Source organism: Streptomyces tyrfis, from assembly GCF_037034285.1.
Lineage (GTDB): Bacteria > Actinomycetota > Actinomycetes > Streptomycetales > Streptomycetaceae > Streptomyces.
The window spans coordinates 19014-34334 of record NZ_JBAGJZ010000055.1 but is presented as its reverse complement, the minus strand read 5'-3'; the positions used below and the strand labels follow the sequence as shown (position 1 = coordinate 34334).

At 74.0% G+C, this 15321-nt stretch carries 16 protein-coding genes; 7 read left to right on the top strand and 9 right to left on the bottom strand.

Going from position 1 to position 15321, the window contains the following annotated elements; genetic code table 11:
* Nucleotides 1-62: 62 nt before the first annotated feature.
* Complete coding sequence (gene rsgA, locus WA762_RS30685) at nt 63-1247, bottom strand: ribosome small subunit-dependent GTPase A (protein ID WP_335940065.1); 1185 nt, start codon at nt 1245-1247, stop codon at nt 63-65.
* A 392-nt stretch (nt 1248-1639) separates the two neighbouring features.
* On the opposite strand from rsgA, the gene WA762_RS30680 reads away from it, so the two are divergent.
* Nucleotides 1640-2140: a DUF5949 family protein gene (locus WA762_RS30680; RefSeq protein WP_335940064.1), complete on the top strand. Its 501-nt coding sequence runs from the start codon at nt 1640-1642 to the stop codon at nt 2138-2140.
* Between the two features lie 175 nt (nt 2141-2315).
* Here the strand turns inward: WA762_RS30680 and WA762_RS30675 are convergent, their stop codons facing one another.
* The 6 genes from WA762_RS30675 to WA762_RS30650 form a co-directional block, all read right to left on the bottom strand.
* Nucleotides 2316-2726 carry a rodlin gene (locus tag WA762_RS30675; RefSeq protein WP_335940062.1) on the bottom strand — a complete coding sequence of 137 codons (411 nt, stop codon included), beginning with the start codon at nt 2724-2726 and terminating at the stop codon, nt 2316-2318.
* 112 nt (nt 2727-2838) lie between these two features.
* Nucleotides 2839-3054 (bottom strand): hypothetical protein, encoded by a 216-nt coding sequence (locus WA762_RS30670; protein WP_335940060.1) that lies wholly within the window; start codon nt 3052-3054, stop codon nt 2839-2841.
* Between the two features lie 264 nt (nt 3055-3318).
* Nucleotides 3319-3729 (bottom strand): rodlin, encoded by a 411-nt coding sequence (locus WA762_RS30665; RefSeq protein ID WP_335940058.1) that lies wholly within the window; start codon nt 3727-3729, stop codon nt 3319-3321.
* A 189-nt stretch (nt 3730-3918) separates the two neighbouring features.
* Nucleotides 3919-4209, bottom strand: a complete 291-nt coding sequence (locus WA762_RS30660) for a hypothetical protein (protein WP_335940056.1) — start codon at nt 4207-4209, stop codon at nt 3919-3921.
* Between the two features lie 249 nt (nt 4210-4458).
* Nucleotides 4459-4692, bottom strand: coding sequence for a chaplin (locus WA762_RS30655; RefSeq protein ID WP_335940055.1), 234 nt, complete (start codon nt 4690-4692; stop codon nt 4459-4461).
* 353 nt (nt 4693-5045) lie between these two features.
* Nucleotides 5046-5447 carry a rodlin gene (locus tag WA762_RS30650; protein WP_335940054.1) on the bottom strand — a complete coding sequence of 134 codons (402 nt, stop codon included), beginning with the start codon at nt 5445-5447 and terminating at the stop codon, nt 5046-5048.
* A 537-nt stretch (nt 5448-5984) separates the two neighbouring features.
* On the opposite strand from WA762_RS30650, the gene WA762_RS30645 reads away from it, so the two are divergent.
* From WA762_RS30645 to WA762_RS30635, 3 genes are all read left to right on the top strand, one after another.
* Nucleotides 5985-6740: a chaplin gene (locus tag WA762_RS30645; RefSeq protein ID WP_335940053.1), complete on the top strand. Its 756-nt coding sequence runs from the start codon at nt 5985-5987 to the stop codon at nt 6738-6740.
* A gap of 337 nt (nt 6741-7077) precedes the next feature.
* Nucleotides 7078-8274, top strand: coding sequence for an FAD-dependent monooxygenase (locus tag WA762_RS30640; RefSeq protein WP_335940052.1), 1197 nt, complete (start codon nt 7078-7080; stop codon nt 8272-8274).
* A gap of 156 nt (nt 8275-8430) precedes the next feature.
* Nucleotides 8431-9423, top strand: coding sequence for an NAD(P)H-dependent flavin oxidoreductase (locus tag WA762_RS30635; protein ID WP_335940050.1), 993 nt, complete (start codon nt 8431-8433; stop codon nt 9421-9423).
* Nucleotides 9424-9542: 119 nt separating this feature from the next.
* Here WA762_RS30635 and WA762_RS30630 read toward each other — a convergent pair whose 3' ends face one another.
* Nucleotides 9543-10772 carry an acetyl-CoA C-acetyltransferase gene (locus WA762_RS30630; protein ID WP_335940049.1) on the bottom strand — a complete coding sequence of 410 codons (1230 nt, stop codon included), beginning with the start codon at nt 10770-10772 and terminating at the stop codon, nt 9543-9545.
* Nucleotides 10773-11197: 425 nt separating this feature from the next.
* Between WA762_RS30630 and WA762_RS30625 the strand changes: the two genes are divergently transcribed.
* The 3 genes from WA762_RS30625 (at nt 11198) to WA762_RS30615 (ending at nt 14416) form a co-directional block, all read left to right on the top strand.
* Complete coding sequence (locus WA762_RS30625) at nt 11198-12799, top strand: 3-hydroxyacyl-CoA dehydrogenase (RefSeq protein WP_335940048.1); 1602 nt, start codon at nt 11198-11200, stop codon at nt 12797-12799.
* Between the two features lie 228 nt (nt 12800-13027).
* Nucleotides 13028-13843, top strand: coding sequence for a S1 family peptidase (locus tag WA762_RS30620; protein ID WP_335940046.1), 816 nt, complete (start codon nt 13028-13030; stop codon nt 13841-13843).
* Between the two features lie 180 nt (nt 13844-14023).
* Nucleotides 14024-14416 carry a VOC family protein gene (locus tag WA762_RS30615; protein ID WP_335940045.1) on the top strand — a complete coding sequence of 131 codons (393 nt, stop codon included), beginning with the start codon at nt 14024-14026 and terminating at the stop codon, nt 14414-14416.
* 86 nt (nt 14417-14502) lie between these two features.
* On the opposite strand, the gene WA762_RS30610 is transcribed toward WA762_RS30615, so the two are convergent.
* Nucleotides 14503-15114 (bottom strand): helix-turn-helix domain-containing protein, encoded by a 612-nt coding sequence (locus WA762_RS30610; protein ID WP_335940043.1) that lies wholly within the window; start codon nt 15112-15114, stop codon nt 14503-14505.
* Nucleotides 15115-15321: the final 207 nt, after the last annotated feature.

The window sequence follows — 15321 nt, the reverse complement described above, 5'->3', positions numbered from 1 at the left end:
CAGTGTGCGGCACCCGGAAGTGCCGCACTGGCGGTTTTCGGACGTCGACCGGGCGTGTGCGGCTACCGCAGCCTGCCGCGCTTCGCGTCCATGGCGGCCCGGCCCTCGGCTCCCCTGCGCTTCCATTCGCGCAGCATCTCGGACCGCACCCGGGCGTCGGTCTTGGCGACGATGCGCTGGTTCTCACGGAGCAGTTTGCGGAAGCTGTCGAGGCGCCGCTCGGACAGCGAGCCGTCGTCGATCGCGGCGAGCACAGCGCACCCGGGCTCGGACCGGTGGGCGCAGTCGTGGAACCGGCACCGCCGGGCCAGTTCCTCGATCTCGGAGAAGACCTGGCCGACGCCGGCCCCGGCGTCCCAGAGCCCGACCCCGCGCAGCCCGGGCGTGTCGATGAGCACGCCTCCGAAGGGCAGCGCCAGCAGATTGCGGGTCGTGGTGGTGTGACGGCCCTTGCCGTCCACCTCCCGGGCGGCCTGCACCTCCATCACGTCGCGGCCCAGCAGGGTGTTGGCGAGGGTCGACTTGCCCGCGCCGGAGGCGCCGAGCAGCACGCTCGTGCCGCCCGCGACGATCGCGGCGAACACGTCGAGCCCCTCCCCCGTGGTGGAGCTGACGGGCAGCACCTGCACCCCGGGCGCCACGGCCTCGATGTCCTGGACGAGGTACGAGAGCGTCGCGGCGTCCGGCACCAGGTCCGCCTTGGTGAGCACCACGAGCGGTTCGGCAGACCCGTCCGTCGCGGGCGCCCCGTCGCGCAGCAGCGCGTCACCGTCGGTGCTGGACATGGCGAGCGCGAGGAAGCGTTCCACCCGCCCCAGGTCGAGTTCCGCGGCGAGCGAGACGCAGATGGCGATGTGGTCGACGTTGGTGGCGAGCACCTGCCCCTCGGAACGCTGCGAGGACGTCGAGCGGACGAAGGCCGTGCGCCGCGGCAGCAGCGCGCGCACGAACCGCGGGTCCCCGTCGGGGTCGACGGCGGCCCAGTCGCCGGTGCAGACGATGCGCATGGGGTCGCGCGGGACGACGAAGGCGGTGTCGGCCCGGAGCGTGCCGCGTGGGGTGACGAGGTCGCACTGCCCGCGGTCGACCCGCACCACGCGACCGGGCAGCAGACCCTGCGCGGCGTACGGGGCGAACGCGGCGGCCCAGTCGTCGTCCCAGCCGTACGGGGCCAGCGGGTGCGGGGCGGACGGGGCCGGGGAGGAGGAGAGAGAAGCGGAAACGGGGAAGGAACCGGAGGAGGACAAGGGGAAACCCTTCGAAGGGCGGCCCCGGCGACGCGCTCACAGGCGCGAAAGACGGTGAGGAAAGAAGGTCAGCCGGCGGCCACGGGAGTGGGAACGATGCTTCTGCGGTGGTGGGCAGCGCCCATCTCGGCGACAGTCATCAATGTCCTCACCTCCTGGCTCACGCACGGGACCGGCACGGGCGGCGGTCCGCCGTCCGGCAACGCGCTCACGATATCCGGTGCCCGCGAGCCGCCGTCAACACGTTTTTCCCGCGCCTCGTCCGGTCGCCCCGCCACCGGCCCGGCGCCCGCGCCGGCACTCGCCATGTCCATCGGAGATATCAGCTATTGTCCCTCGATCAGGTGATACGCCCGCACATCGACCGCTCTCCGGCCGTTAGGGTGCCGGGCATGACCTCACCCCAGACGGCCACCGGCACGTTCACACAAGCCCAGTTGGGCACGATCGCACTGATCGGGTGGAGCGGCGTGCATCCCGGCGGCGGCCCCGACGCCGCCTTCCTCCTCGTCTACTCGCTGGGCGACGGGACGGACGGCCCAGCCACCGGCGAGGCCGCCATGCGCGTCTCCCTGGAGCGCGGCGGACTGATGGTGGGCACCGGCCCGGTGTACGCGGCCGAGACGCCGGGCCTTCCGGTGAAGCTGATCGTCCAAGCCGGCCAGGCGGTCCTGACGCTCCCCCACTTCACCGCGCAGTACCCGGCGCCGGCCGAGTGGCTGACGGCGGCCGAGCAGCGCGGCGAGGTGAACGTCATGTTCGCCACCCGCCCCTGGCCCCAGGGCGCGCCGGGCCGGCCGGTCGGCGAGGAGGCGCTGCGGGCGTTCGCGGGAGACCCGGACGTCCTCATGACCTCGGCCCACTGCGTTCTCCCGGTGCGCGGCCTGGGCTGAACCCGCTCCCCGTACGCGAGATGCCCACCGCCTCCATGGGGCGGTGGGCATCGTCACGCCCGGAGGACACGCCGGACCACACCCCGGAGGACGCCCGGTGTCCGGCGCCCGGGACCGGACGCGGAACGCGGGCGGCCCGGGGAACCCCCCGTGACCGCCCGCACCGGACGAGGCGTCAGTTGTTGGCGACGCCGTTGCCGGAGAGCACCGGGATGTTGCTCAGGATGTGCGACAGCGGCTCGTCGCCCTTGGCCTGGGTCGAGTTATCGGCGCACTGCTGGTTCTGCGGCGAGGACAGCACGTTGACGTCCTGGACCGCGACCGGCACGAGCAGGCCGACGAGCGAGCCGGCGTTGACCTTGACCGGGACGCCGAGGCACAGGTCGTTCAGCGAGCCCTGGATGAGCTGCGCCTGGGGACTGCCGTCGCCGTTGGTCACCGCGTTGCCGTACGCCTCCACGGCGCCGTTGCCGTTGACCGACGTGGTGCCGTCGTCGTTGCCGACCGCCATGGCCGCGGGGGCAACGGCGGCGGACAGGCCGGCCAGGGACACGGCCACTGCTGCGCCGGCCATCATCTTCTTCATCACGCTTCACCTTTCGGAGCGTCCCGTTGTGGAACGCACTGATCAACCCACTACGGGAGCGACAGTTCCGCATAACCACCCAAATGGGTTCGCTCCGGTGTGAGTTCGACACTCACAGTCCGCCCGTCCGCGGTTCCACGGGGGTCCGGGCCGCGGGCACCCGGCCGGTGACGCGAGGGCGTACCGGCCGGCCTGGCGGCACGCCCCCCGAACCGCCGCGGGCGGCCCGCCATTCCGCGAGCAACCGGTCGTAGATGGGGGTGGCGTCCGGCGCGTCCGGCGCGTTCGGCGGTCGGCCGTGGAAGCGTTGGCTGTCGTACTGATCCATGCCGGATCCCTACCCGGTACGACGAGCGGCGTCCGCCGCGGCTACGGCAACCGGCCCAGTCCGCCCGCCCGTTCGAGGGGCGGCGCCGTCCGGGCATGCCACATGGGGCCGGCACGCCCAGGCGGCCGGGGGAACGGCCATGACCTGGACGCGCCGGCCCCACGGGTGTCACGCACACTGCGGGCAGGCGGGCTCGAACTCGGCACGAGACCGAACCGGACGGACGTGCCCGGTATCGGCGACGGCCGGCGGAGCCTGGTCGCGCTAGTTGTTGCCGGCGCCGTTGCCGGACAGGATCGGGATGTTGCTCAGGATGTGCGACAGCGCCTCGTCGCCCTTGGCCTGGGTCGAGTTCTCGGTGCACTGCTGGTTCTGCGGCGACGCGAGGACGTTGATGTCCTGGACCGAGATCGGGACGACGCCGAGCAGCGAACCGACGTTGGCCTTGGCCGGAAGGGCGATGCAGGGCTTGTTGAGCGAGCCCTGGATGAGCGCGAACTGCGGGCTCCAGTCGCCGTGGGTGGCGGAGTTGCCGTACGACTGGACGGCGCCGTTGCCGTTGACCGAGGTCGTGCCGTTGTCGTTCCCGACGGCCATGGCCTGCGGGGCGATCGCGGCGGAGACACCGGCGATGGAGGCAGCGAAGGCCGCCGAGGCCATCATCTTCTTGATCATGGAAAAAAAGCCCTTCTGATTCTTCTGGTGCTCGCCTGTCCGGAGCGTCCTGATCAACTCGCGGTGACGAGGATGGTTGTGCCGGTTCACTCGAACGGTGCTTCCCCTGCGCGGCTGTTCGCCGAGCGCACGGCGCCGGGGAAGCGCCGTGCTCCGCCGGCCGACGGAGATCCGGGCCGACGCGTCGGATCAGCCGCCGACCGGCAGGCCCCCGAGCAGCGGGGCCGCGCCCTTGGCCGCACCGGTGGCCTGGTTGGCCAGCTTGGTGACCGTGCCGTTCTTGTGCATCGATTCCGCAGTGCCCCCGACCGTGTCGATCAGCGGGTCGACGACCTGCGGCGCGCTGCCCACCACCTGGTTGATGCCGCCGGTGAGGCTGAAGTTGGGGGCCGTGGCGCTGGGGGCGGCGAGGGCGGGAGCAGCCGTCCCCAGAGCGACCACGGAACCGGCGACGAACGCAGCGGACTTCGCGTACTTCACTTTCGGATTCCCTTCTGCAGCGGCGTTTTCCTCGGTCGCGCGATCGCGCCCGCACCGGCCTCTTTGGCGGGTGTTCTCCACCGCTTTCATCGTGGGTAACGACGCGACGGAGACCGGGCAACTGGAGGGTGCTCGATTTTCTTGGCGACCTCGCCTTCGACCGCCGGGGTAAGGAAAGGCCCCGGAACGCGCGTCGCACGCGTTCCGGGGCCTTCCCGGTCACGGGCCCACGGCCCTGCCGACCGGAGATCAGGCGTTGATGCAGGCGTTGCCGAAGGCGGGGTTCAGAATGCCGATCACGTCGATGGTGTTGCCACAGAGGTTGATCGGGATCTCGATCGGGACCTGGATGACGTTCCCGGACACCACGCCCGGGGAGAGGGCGGCGCCGCCGGACGCGCCGGAGTCGGCGAAGGCGGGCGCGGCGGCGCCCACCGCCATCAGGGTACCGGCGGCGAGGGCGGCAGCCTTGGTGTACTTCACTTTTGTCCCTTTCTTTGACGGAGTCCGGAGCGGCCACGTCCTTCGTGCCGCACGAGCGCGGTCCTGAACACTCGTGACTCCGCCGCTGCAATTCGTAACGACTCAGGACCGGGGGCGAAACCCTCCCGGAGGGAGGATCTCGGAAATCGCCTGAATGACACGGCGCCGACGGGTCGCCGGTGCGCACGGCGTCATGAGCGGGCGACGGAGCGCCCGCGGAAAGCGCGCCGGAGCGGCGGCGCGCCGTCAGCGGGGCGTTCCGGCGCGTCTGCGCCGGGCCCGGACAGCAGCCGGCCCGGACCGTGCGGAGGAGGAACGCCGACGGCCCGGGCCTGTCACTGCGGCCGGCCGGTTCAGCTGTTGCCGGCGCCGTTGCCGGAGAGCACCGGGATGTTGCTCAGGATGTGCGACAGCGGCTCGTCGCCCTTGGCCTGGGTCGAGTTCTCGGTGCACTGCTGGTTCTGCGGCGAGGACAGCACGTTGACGTCCTGGACCGCGATCGGGATCAGGCCGATGAGCGAGCCGACGTTGGCCTTGAGCGGCAGGCCGACGCACGGCTTGTTCAGGCTGCCCTGGACCAGGTCGAACTGCGGGCTGCCGTCGCCGTGGGTCACGGCGTTGCCGAAGGACTGCGAGGCTCCGTTGCCGTTGACCGTGGTCGTACCGCTGTCGTCGCCGACCGCCATGGCCTGCGCCGCGCCCAGACCGAGGATGGAGGCGGCCACGGCGCCCGTGGCCAGAACCTTCTTGATCACGATTAACCCTTCTCGTACCGGATGCCCCGTACCGGAGCTTCCTGACCAACTCGCGAACGGGCTTTTGGTTCTCTCCATTCACCCGAACGCCGAATGTACGCGGACTTCAGTACGAAAGTACGTCAGAAGCACCGGCGGACCGTTTCGTCGGCGCCGCCATTCCGGAAGAACGCCCGACTCCCCCATTCTGCTCACTCGTACGGGTGAAGGACGGGGAATGCTGCGGCTGGAAGCATGTCAGGGGCGGAGCCCACGTGTAATCCATTCGAGTGGTCACAAAAATTCCACGAAATAAGAGTTTCCTCGACAATTCCTCCTCGTTATGAGTATCACCAGGCGTGTGGCCCGGGTGCGTCCGGCAGGAGGTGGATTCATCGCGTGAAGAACGCTGCGAGGTGTTCTCTCCGCTCCGCCATGACCACCGTCGACCGGCCCGCGCACGCGGACGCCCGGGATTTCCCCGGCGGAAGCCGTACAGCCTGATGAATGAGCCGCGAGCCCCGCGCTCGCGCGACGTGTCCTAAGAAAGGGCAATCAATGCGAAAAGCCTTGAGTAAGAGCGTGCTGGTGATGGCGGCAGCGTCAGGCATCCTGGCCGCGACCGGCGGTTACGCGTTCGCGGACTCCTCCGCCGAGGGCGCCGCCGTGGGTTCGCCGGGCGTCGGCTCGGGCAACACCGTGCAGGTGCCGGTGCACATCCCCGTCAACCTGTGCGGCAACACGGTCGATGTGATCGGTCTGCTGAACCCGGCGTTCGGCAACGAGTGCGAGAACGAGGGCGGCAAGGGAAGCGACGCCGAGGGCGGAGGGGCGACCGCCGAGGGCGTCGCCGTCGGCTCCCCCGGTGTGCTCTCCGGCAACGTCGTCCAGGTTCCGGTGGACGTCCCGGTCAACGTGTGCGGCAACTCCGTCGACGTGGTCGGCGCGCTCAACCCCGCGTTCGGCAACGAGTGCGAGAACGAGTCCGGGCACGTGACGCCCCCGCCGCCCGTGCACCCGCCGCACAAGCCCCCGGTCCACCCGCCGCACAAGCCGCCGGTCCACCCGCCGCACAAGCCGCCGCACCACCACCCGGAGTGCCCCCCGGAGCACCACAACCCGCCCAAGCCCCCCACCCACCACTGGCCGCACAAGCCGGTGCACCACAAGCCGCACGGACATCACCACCACAAGCCGCCGGAGCTGGCGCACACCGGTTCCGACACCAACCTGGGTCTGGCCGGCGGCGCGAGCGCCGCGATGGTGCTCGGCGGCGCCCTGCTGGTCCGCCGTACCCGCGCCTCGAAGGGCTGACACGCGCGGCCACTAGCCACTCACCCGAGCCACAGGGGTCCGTCGGTACAGCCGGGGCTGTGCCGGCGGACCCCTGTGTTCGTCTCCGGTTCCCCGGCGCACCGGCCGCCCCGCGCGGCCCGTACGCCCCTGGGCGGACCGCATACCGCGTCCGTCGCGCTCCCGGGAGGTGGTACGACCCGTGTCCCGGAGGTCGCGCGCCCCGCGTCGAGGAAGCGTGCGCCCCCTGGGACGCGATGCGCCCCGGGAGATGCCGCACGCCCCCGCCCCGGGCCGGACCGGGTGCGACGATGAGGACGGATCAGCACCTGTCGGTTCGTCAGAACGGTGGTGGGCGATGGCGTTGGCGGATTTACGCATCGGGGTGGTCGGCGGCAGCATCGCCGGCTGCGCGGTGGCGATCGCCGGAATCCGGGCCGGGGCGGAGGTCACCGTCCATGAGAGGAGCGACAGCGCGTTGCAGGACCGGGGGTTCGGCGTCGTGATGCCTCCGTCGCTCCACCGGGAGCTGGTGTGGAACGGCTATCTGGGCGCGGACATGCCGACCGCGCCGGTGGCCACCCGGGTCTGGCTCGCCCGGGAGCCGGGCGGCCGGTCGACTCGCGAACTGGCCCGGCAGCGGGCGCCGGTGGCCTCCTGCAACTGGGGCCTGCTGTGGCGGGCGTTGCGCGCGAACACCGGGAGGAGCGTGTATCACCGGGGGCTGCCGGTCGAGTCCGTCGGCCGCTCCCCCGCCGGCCGGGCCGTCGTCCGTACCCGGGACGGGCGACGGGAGTACGACATCGTGGTCGGGGCGGACGGGCACCGGTCCGTCACCCGCGGCCTGGTCGCGCCGGACGTGCGGCCGACGCACGCCGGGTATCTGGTGTGGCGGGGCACGATCCCGCTGGGCGCGCTCCGCGACCACCCGAGGCCGCTGGCGCTGCTGCGGTCCTCCTGGGTCACGCTGGGGTACCCGGGCGGGCACGGCGTCTTCTATCTGATCCCGGGGACCGTTCCGGGTTCGCGGCTGCTCGCCTACGCGATCTACGGGTTCCCTCCGCGGCCGGCCGGCTCGCGGTCCCCGGTCTCCACCGAGGATGTGCGCGGTCTCGCGGAGGAGCACTTCCCGGCGGAGTGGGCCGACATCGTCGCCCGCGGCGAGCACGCCGCCCAGGCGCTCCATCCGGTCGCCGACTTCGTCGTGGCCCGGGCCGCCGAGCCGCCGTTCCTGCTGGCGGGCGACGCCGCGAGCGTCACCCGGCCGCACACCGCCAGCGGCGCGGTCAAGGCGCTGGAGGATGCCCTGTGTCTGGAACGGGCGCTGCGCGCCTCCTCGTCGGTGGCCGAGGCGCTGCGCCGGTACGCGGACGAGCGCACCGCCGAGGGGGCGCGCCTGGTGGAACTGGGGCGCAGGCTGGGCCGTGAACTGGTGGAGCGCCCGCCCGACTGGCCGTCGATGGGCCCCGGCGAGGTGGAGGCGTGGAGCCGCGCCGCGCTCGACGGCGCCGACAGCTACCTGTACGGCGGCATCCGGCGTCCGCCCGGGCGGTGACGACGCCTCGCCCGGCACCGGGGCGAACGCCGGGGTCCCGGGCGACGCGTCGGTCCCGGGCGACGCGTCGGTGGCGGGCCGTCCGCCCGGGGCGTCGCCGTCCCGGGGGCCCCGGCCCTCTCGTGCGCTGTCGGCCGGTGGGCGATGATGCGTCACATGCCTCTGACGACTGCGTTCACCCGGGCCCTGAAGCTGCGGCACCCCATCGCGCTCGCCCCGATGGGCGGCTCGGCGGGCGGCGCGTTGGCGGCGGCGGTGTCGAACAGCGGCGGTCTCGGCCTGGTCGGCGGCGGCCGGGGCGACCGCGACTGGCTGGCGCGCGAGCTCGCGCTCGTCGCCGAGCGGACCTCCCGCCCCTGGGGCGTCGGCCTGCTGGCCTGGGCCGTCGGGCCGGACGTCGTGGACCGGGCGCTGGAGTACGAACCGCACGCGCTGATGCTCTCCTTCGGCGACCCCTCTCCGCACGCCTCGCGGGTCCGGGAGGCGGGTGCCGCGCTGATCGTGCAGGTCACCAGCCTGGAGGAGGCGCGCCGGGCGCGCGACGCCGGGGCCGACGCGATCGTCGCCCAGGGCAGCGAGGCGGGCGGGCACGGCGGCGCGCGCGGCACCCTGCCGTTCGTTCCCGCGGTGGTCGATCTGGTCGCGCCGACGCCGGTGCTGGCCGCGGGCGGAATCGCGGACGGGCGCGGGGTGGCGGCGGCCCTGGTGCTGGGGGCGGCCGGTGTGCTGGTGGGCACGCGTTTCCAGGCCAGTTCCGAGGCCCTCGTCCCGCCGCGGGTCGCCCGGGCTCTCGTCGAGGGCCGCGGGGGCGACACCGTGCGGGGCAGGGTGCTGGACGTCGCCCGCGATTCCGGCTGGCCCGAGCACTGCACCGCCCGCACCCTGCGCGACGCGTTCACCGACCGGTGGCTCGATCGCGAGGAGGAGATCGCCCGAAACCCGGAGGTCCTCCGTGGTGAGTTCCGCGAGGCCGTCGCGCGGGGCGAGATCGACGGCGTTCCGGTCTGGGCGGGTGAGGCGCTGGATCTCGTCACCGCCGTCGAGCCGGCCGCCGACATCGTCACCGGTCTCGTGGCCGGGGCCGAGCGTGCCCTCGCCACCGCGTGCGGCGGCCTCTGCGCCGGGCCCGGGGAGGGCGCCCGCGCATAGCCGGCCCCCGGAGTCCGGCGGACGTGCGTACGTCGACGGCCCGGCCCGGGCACGCGGGCAGCGGCGTCGGGACGCCGACGGGGCGGGGCGAGGGCGGCCCGCCCCGCGCCCCGGGCGGGTCAGGCGCCGACGCGTTCGAAGACCGCGGCGAGGCCCTGTCCGCCGCCGATGCACATGGTCTCCAGGCCGTAGCGGGCCTCGCGGCGGTGCATTTCGCGGGTCAGGGTGGCGAGGATCCGCGCGCCGGTCGCGCCGACCGGGTGACCGAGCGAGATGCCGGAGCCGTTGACGTTGATCCGCTGCTCGTGGTCGGTCTCACCGAGCCCCAGCTCTCGGGTGCACGCGAGGACCTGGGCGGCGAACGCCTCGTTGATCTCGATCAGGTCGAGGTCGGCGAGCGTGAGCCCGGCGCGGGCGAGGGCGGTCCGGGTCGCGGGGACGGGTCCCAGGCCCATGGTCGCGGCGGGCACCCCGGCGCGGGCGAAGGAGACGAGCCGGACCAGCGGGGTGAGGCCGAGCCGTTCGGCGGTGGCGGCGCGGGTCACCAGGCAGGCGGCGGCCGCGTCGTTCTGGCCGCTGGCGTTGCCCGCGGTGACGGTGGCCTCGGGGTCGGTCTTCGCCATGACCGGGCGCAACGCGGCGAGTTGTTCGGCGGTGGTGTCGGGGCGGGGGTGCTCGTCGGCGGTGACGACGGTCTCGCCCTTGCGGGTCCGTACGGTGACGGGGACGGTCTCGGCGTCGTACCGGCCCTCGGCCGCCGCGGTGGCGGCCCGCCGCTGCGAGCGCAGGGCGAGGGCGTCCTGGTCGGCGCGGCCGATGCCGTGGGAGCGGCGCAGGTTCTCGGCGGTCTCGATCATGCCGCCCGGCACGGGGTGGTGGACGCCGCCCGCGGTGACCCTGCCCCGGGCCAGGGCGTCATGGAGCTGGAGGCCGGGGCCCTTGATGCCCCAGCGGCCCTCGTGCGTGTAGTAGGGGGCGGCGCTCATCACGTCCACGCCGCCCGCGACGACGATCTCGCTGAAGCCCGCCCGGATCTGCATCGCGGCGTCGAGGACGGCCTGGAGACCGGAGCCGCAGCGGCGGTCGATCTGAGTGCCGGTGACGGTCTCGGGGAGTCCGGCGTCGAGGGCGGCGACCCGGCCGACGGCCGGCGCCTCGGCGGACGGGTAGGCGTGTCCGAGGATCACCTCGTCGACCGCCTCGGGGTCGACTCCGGTGCGGGCGACGACCTCCGCGACGACGCGTGCGGCGAGGGCCGCCGGGGTCTGCTGGGCGAACACTCCCCCGAAGCGGCCGATGGGGGTGCGCAGCGGTTCACAGATGACGATGTCGTTCTGCTGGTCGGGCACGGAGTGACCTTTCGGTGGTGGGTCGTGGCGCCGTCCGCTCCTGGGGCGGGCCGGCGCCCGGATCCCCGACGGCCGCGTCCCTCGGTCCCGGCGCGCCGGACAGAGGTCCGGGCGCGACTCTAATTTCGCGGTGAACGGTGATCAATAGCCGCCGGCCCCGCCGGGGCTCGGGGGCGGCCCCGGCGTACCGGAAAGGCGGGGCGATGCCCCCAGGAGGGGCGGGCGATGCCGCCGGAGGGCGGCTTGGCCACCGGGCGGGGGCGGCCCGTCGGTGAGGGGATCCGCGCAAGTCACGGAACGGACGGCCAAATCGCGTCTATCTTCGCTGGGGGCTGTCGCGTGATCCGTGCCGGGCGTGCGGGGACGGATGGCGGGGCGGCCCTTGGGACGGATCACTTGCCACCCCCGAGAGGACGTCAACCGCCATGCGTATCAGAATCGTCGGCGCCGGGGCCATGGGCCGCGGCATCGCCCAGTGGGCGGCGACCGCAGGACACACCGTGGAGTTGTGCGACGCGCGCGCGGAGGCGGTGACAGCCGCCGTGGAGTTCGTGCGGTCCATGCTCGAACGGGCCGTGCAGAAGGGCCGTATGTCCGCCGAGGATGCCGCGGCGGCCGTGGAACGACTGATTCCGCTGGACGACCCGTGGGCGGCGGGCCCGGACGTCGGGCTGGTCGTCGAGGCCGTGCGGGAGGACCTGGGGACCAAGGCGGAGGTCTTCGGCCGTCTCGAGGAGGCGCTGCCCGCGACGACCGTCTTCGCGACCAACACCTCGTCCCTGTCCGTGACCCGGATCGCCGCCGCGCTGAAGGACCCGACCCGGCTGGCCGGGCTGCATTTCTTCAACCCGGTGCCGCTGATGCGGATCGTCGAGGTCGTGCCCGGCGCGGCCACCCGCCCGGAGATCCCGCCGGCCCTCACGGCGTTCGTCGAGGGCTGCGGGCACCGCGCCGTCACCGTCGCCGACACCCCGGGGTTCCTCGTCAACCACGCCGGACGCGGCCTGGTGACGGAGGCCCTGGCGCTGCTGGAGGAGTCGGTCGGCGAGCCCGCGGACATCGACCGGATCGCCCGTGACGTGCTCGGCCTGCGGATGGGGCCGTTCGAGCTGATGGATCTGACGGGGCTGGACGTGACGGCCGCGGTGATCGACTCGATCTGGCGGGGATTCCGGTACGAGGACCGGCTCCGCCCGTCCTACCTCACCCCGAACCGGGTGACCGCCGGGCTGCACGGCCGCAAGACCGGGCGCGGCTGGTTCGCGTACGGCCCCGAGGCGCCCGGTCCGGCGTCGGAGCCCCCGGTCACGGGGGACGCCGGCCGTCCCGTGTTCGTGCACGGCGCCGGCGGCCGGGACGGCGACGCGGCGGCGCTGCGCGAGGCCCTGACCGCCGGGGGCGCCGCCGTCGAGGCCGGAGCGGCGCCGTCCGCCTCGGCCGTGGTGCTGGTGCCGGTCTGGGGTACGACGGTGGCCTCGGCCGTCGCCGCTCACGGGCTGCCCCGGGAACGCGCCTTCGGCGTCGACCCGCTGCCCCCGGCCGGGCGGCGCCGGGTGCTGGCCGTGACCCCGGCGGCGGATCCGGCCGCCGCGCGCGACGCCCGCGCGGTGCTGGCCCGGGCGGCGGACGGCGGCGACCCGTACGCGGTGTCGGTGGTGCGGGACACGGCCGGTTCGGTGGCGCAGCGGCTGCTGGCGTCGATCGTGTCGGTGGCGTCGTCGATCGCGGAACGCTCCCTGGCCTCCCCCGCCGACATCGACCTGGCCGTCACGACGGGGCTGGGCTATCCGGTCGGCCCACTGGCCTGGGGCGACCGGGTCGGCGCCGCCCGCATGCTGGAGCTGCACCGGGCCCTGCACCGGTCGACCGGCGACCCGCGCCACCGCCCCACCCGCTGGGTGACCGAGCGCGCCGAACTCGGCCTGGCGCTGACGGATTCGGGGACGTCCCCCGCCGACTGCGGGGACGGCGCCGGGCACGAGGGCGGTGACGCACACGGACGCGGGGTGGGCACGGGGGCCGCTTAAGGGCCGGGGGGCCGGGCGCCGCGGGGCGTGCCGGAGACGGCCGCCGCGCACGGCTGTCACACGACTGAGCGGATGCCCTGATGTGCCTGACACGGCGTCGAGACCGCCCGGAAGACCCTCCGGCCCAGGATCGGGTCAGCCGAAGGGGCGGCCGGACGCCGTCCCGCGCAAGCCCGCCGGGTCCGCGCCCGGCGGCAGACGAAAGCGAGTGCTCCCTTGCGCAAGTCAATGAGCCGACAGGCGGTCACCGCACTGGCGGGCGCCGGTGCGTTCGGAATCGTGTGCGCCGCCGCGCCGTCCGCCTCGGCCGTCGTGGGCGGAGAGCCGGTCGCGGACGACGAGCGGCCCTTCGTCGTACAGCTCGAACAACAGGATGACGACGGGGGTTGGTCGCACTACTGCGGCGCGGCGCTCGTCGACAGCCGGGTCGTCGCCACGGCGGCGCACTGCGCGAAGTGGGCCGTACAGGGCAAGGTCGAGATCCGGCTGGTTCTGGGGCGCGCCGATTCGAGCACGCCCGGCGGAACGGTTATGACCGACGATCACTTCTCCGTCTACAGCCACCCCGGCTTCTCGACGCTGACCAACACGGACCTGGGCCTCATCGTGCTCGACCGTCCCGCCGCCCAGCCGAGCGCGGCCCTTCCCCCGCTGCGGACGAAGGTGCGGCCGGGCCGCCTGCTGCGCGCCGCCGGCTGGGGGCGTACCGACCTCGCCGACCCGGCCAAGCCGTCCCGCCTGCGCGAGGCGAAGCTTCCAATCACCGGGTTCGACACCGAAGGAGGCATCTGGGACAAGCAGTTCATCTGCGCGGGCACTGCGGAGAAGCGGGTCGCGCCCGGCGACAGCGGGGGGCCGTTGTTCGATCCGGCCCCGTCCGGCAGGGCCGTTGTGTACGGACTGGTGACCGGCGAGACGAACACCTGCACGGGGCTCTTCACGAACCTGACCGACCCGGCGATCTGGAAGCCGTTCCGGGCGCCGCTCGCCTCCCACGGACTCACGCACGTCATCCCGGCCGACGCCCCCGCCGAAGCGGCCTGAGACCGACGCGTCCAGCGGGCCGGGGAGCAGGGGCCGGGGAGCGGGGCCGAGGGCCGGGGGGACCGGGGGCTCCCCCCGTCGTGGGGGCGGCCCCCACGCTCCGGTTCGCCGTTCCGGTGGGCGCGGGCCGTGTCCGTTTCGTACAAGACCCGGCGCCGCGCCACGCCTACGGTCGAGGACATGACTCCACGCATGGACGCGATCGGCATCATCACGGCGGATCTGGCCGCATCGCTCGCCTTCTACCGTCGGCTCGGGCTCGACATCCCCGCCGACGCGGACTCCGCACCCCATGTCGAGGTGACGCTCCCCGGCGGGCAGCGTCTGCTGTGGGACACCGAGGACGTCGTCCGCTCGTACGACCCCGGGTGGTCCCCGTCGCGCGGCGGGGAGCGCCTGGGCCTCGCCTTTCGCTGCGAGAGCCCGGCGGAGGTGGACGCGGTGTACGCGGACCTGACCGGCGCCGGGTACCGAGGGCATCTGAAGCCGTGGGACGCGGTGTGGGGGCAGCGGTACGCGTCGGTCCTCGACCCGGACGGCTGCGCGGTTTCGCTCTTCGCCGGCCTCGGCTGAGACCGGGCGGAGGCGGGGCGGGGGACGGCGGACCGGGCCGGTGGCGGAACCGGTGGAACGCCCGGTGGCGCGGGCCGCCGGCCCGGTCAGGCCCGGGCGAGGTGGGCGGTGAGGGTGGTCCCGGTCAGGTCGCGCATCTCCCGCGCCAGGTGGGCCTGGTCGGTGCAGCCCGCCAGCACGGCCGCCTCGGCGTACGACGTTCCGGAACGGACGAGGGCCAGCGCGCGCCGCAGCCGCAGGATCCGCGCGAGCGTCTTGGGCCCGTAGCCGAAGGCCGTGAGCGAGCGGCGGTGCAGCTGCCGGGCGCCGAGGCCGGCGGACCGGGCGGTCTCGGCGACGGACCGGCCCTCGCCGAGGCGTGCCGCGACGGACCGCATCAGGGGGTCCGGGGGCGCGGTCCCCGCGGCCCGGCGCAGGGCGATGGCCTCCAGCGCGACGGCGGGGTCGGGGGCCTCGGCCACACGTTCGGTGAGGGCGCGGACCCGTGCGGCCGGCCACAGGTCCGCGAGGCCCGCCCGGCGGTCGCGCAGCTCGTGCGCCGGTACGCCGAGGAGTGCGGGAGCCGTGCCGGGCGCGAAGCGGATTCCGGCGTACCGCCCTCCCGCCGCGAGGTCCGGGACATGGGCACGGGTGTCGGGGCCCGCGACGAGCAGCCGGCCGTCGATCCAGAGCAGGTCCATGCACCCGTCGGGCAGCACGGGGCGGGCCTCACCGGCTGCCCTGGCTTCCTCGGCCGCCCCGGCCGTCCCAGTCGCCCGGGCCGCCCCGGCCACACCAGCCGCCCCAGTCGCCCCGGCTCCCCCGGCCTCCCCAGTCGCCCGGGCCGCCCCGTTCGGCACGTCCAGGGTCCAGAGGGTCGCGCCGTCGAACCGCGAGGCCCGCTCCCGGTACCCGCCGCGTTCGTC

Excerpts from the sequence above, each read along its gene's own strand:
- WA762_RS30680 (WP_335940064.1), top strand. The coding sequence starts at position 1,640 with ATGACCTCACCCCAGACGGCCACCGGCACGTTCACACAAGCCCAGTTG.
- WA762_RS30675 (WP_335940062.1), bottom strand. The coding sequence starts at position 2,726 with ATGAAGAAGATGATGGCCGGCGCAGCAGTGGCCGTGTCCCTGGCCGGC.
- WA762_RS30670 (WP_335940060.1), bottom strand. The coding sequence starts at position 3,054 with ATGGATCAGTACGACAGCCAACGCTTCCACGGCCGACCGCCGAACGCG.
- WA762_RS30665 (WP_335940058.1), bottom strand. The coding sequence starts at position 3,729 with ATGATCAAGAAGATGATGGCCTCGGCGGCCTTCGCTGCCTCCATCGCC.
- WA762_RS30645 (WP_335940053.1), top strand. The coding sequence starts at position 5,985 with ATGCGAAAAGCCTTGAGTAAGAGCGTGCTGGTGATGGCGGCAGCGTCA.
- WA762_RS30640 (WP_335940052.1), top strand. The coding sequence starts at position 7,078 with ATGGCGTTGGCGGATTTACGCATCGGGGTGGTCGGCGGCAGCATCGCC.
- WA762_RS30635 (WP_335940050.1), top strand. The coding sequence starts at position 8,431 with ATGCCTCTGACGACTGCGTTCACCCGGGCCCTGAAGCTGCGGCACCCC.
- WA762_RS30625 (WP_335940048.1), top strand. The coding sequence starts at position 11,198 with ATGCGTATCAGAATCGTCGGCGCCGGGGCCATGGGCCGCGGCATCGCC.
- WA762_RS30620 (WP_335940046.1), top strand. The coding sequence starts at position 13,028 with ATGAGCCGACAGGCGGTCACCGCACTGGCGGGCGCCGGTGCGTTCGGA.
- WA762_RS30615 (WP_335940045.1), top strand. The coding sequence starts at position 14,024 with ATGACTCCACGCATGGACGCGATCGGCATCATCACGGCGGATCTGGCC.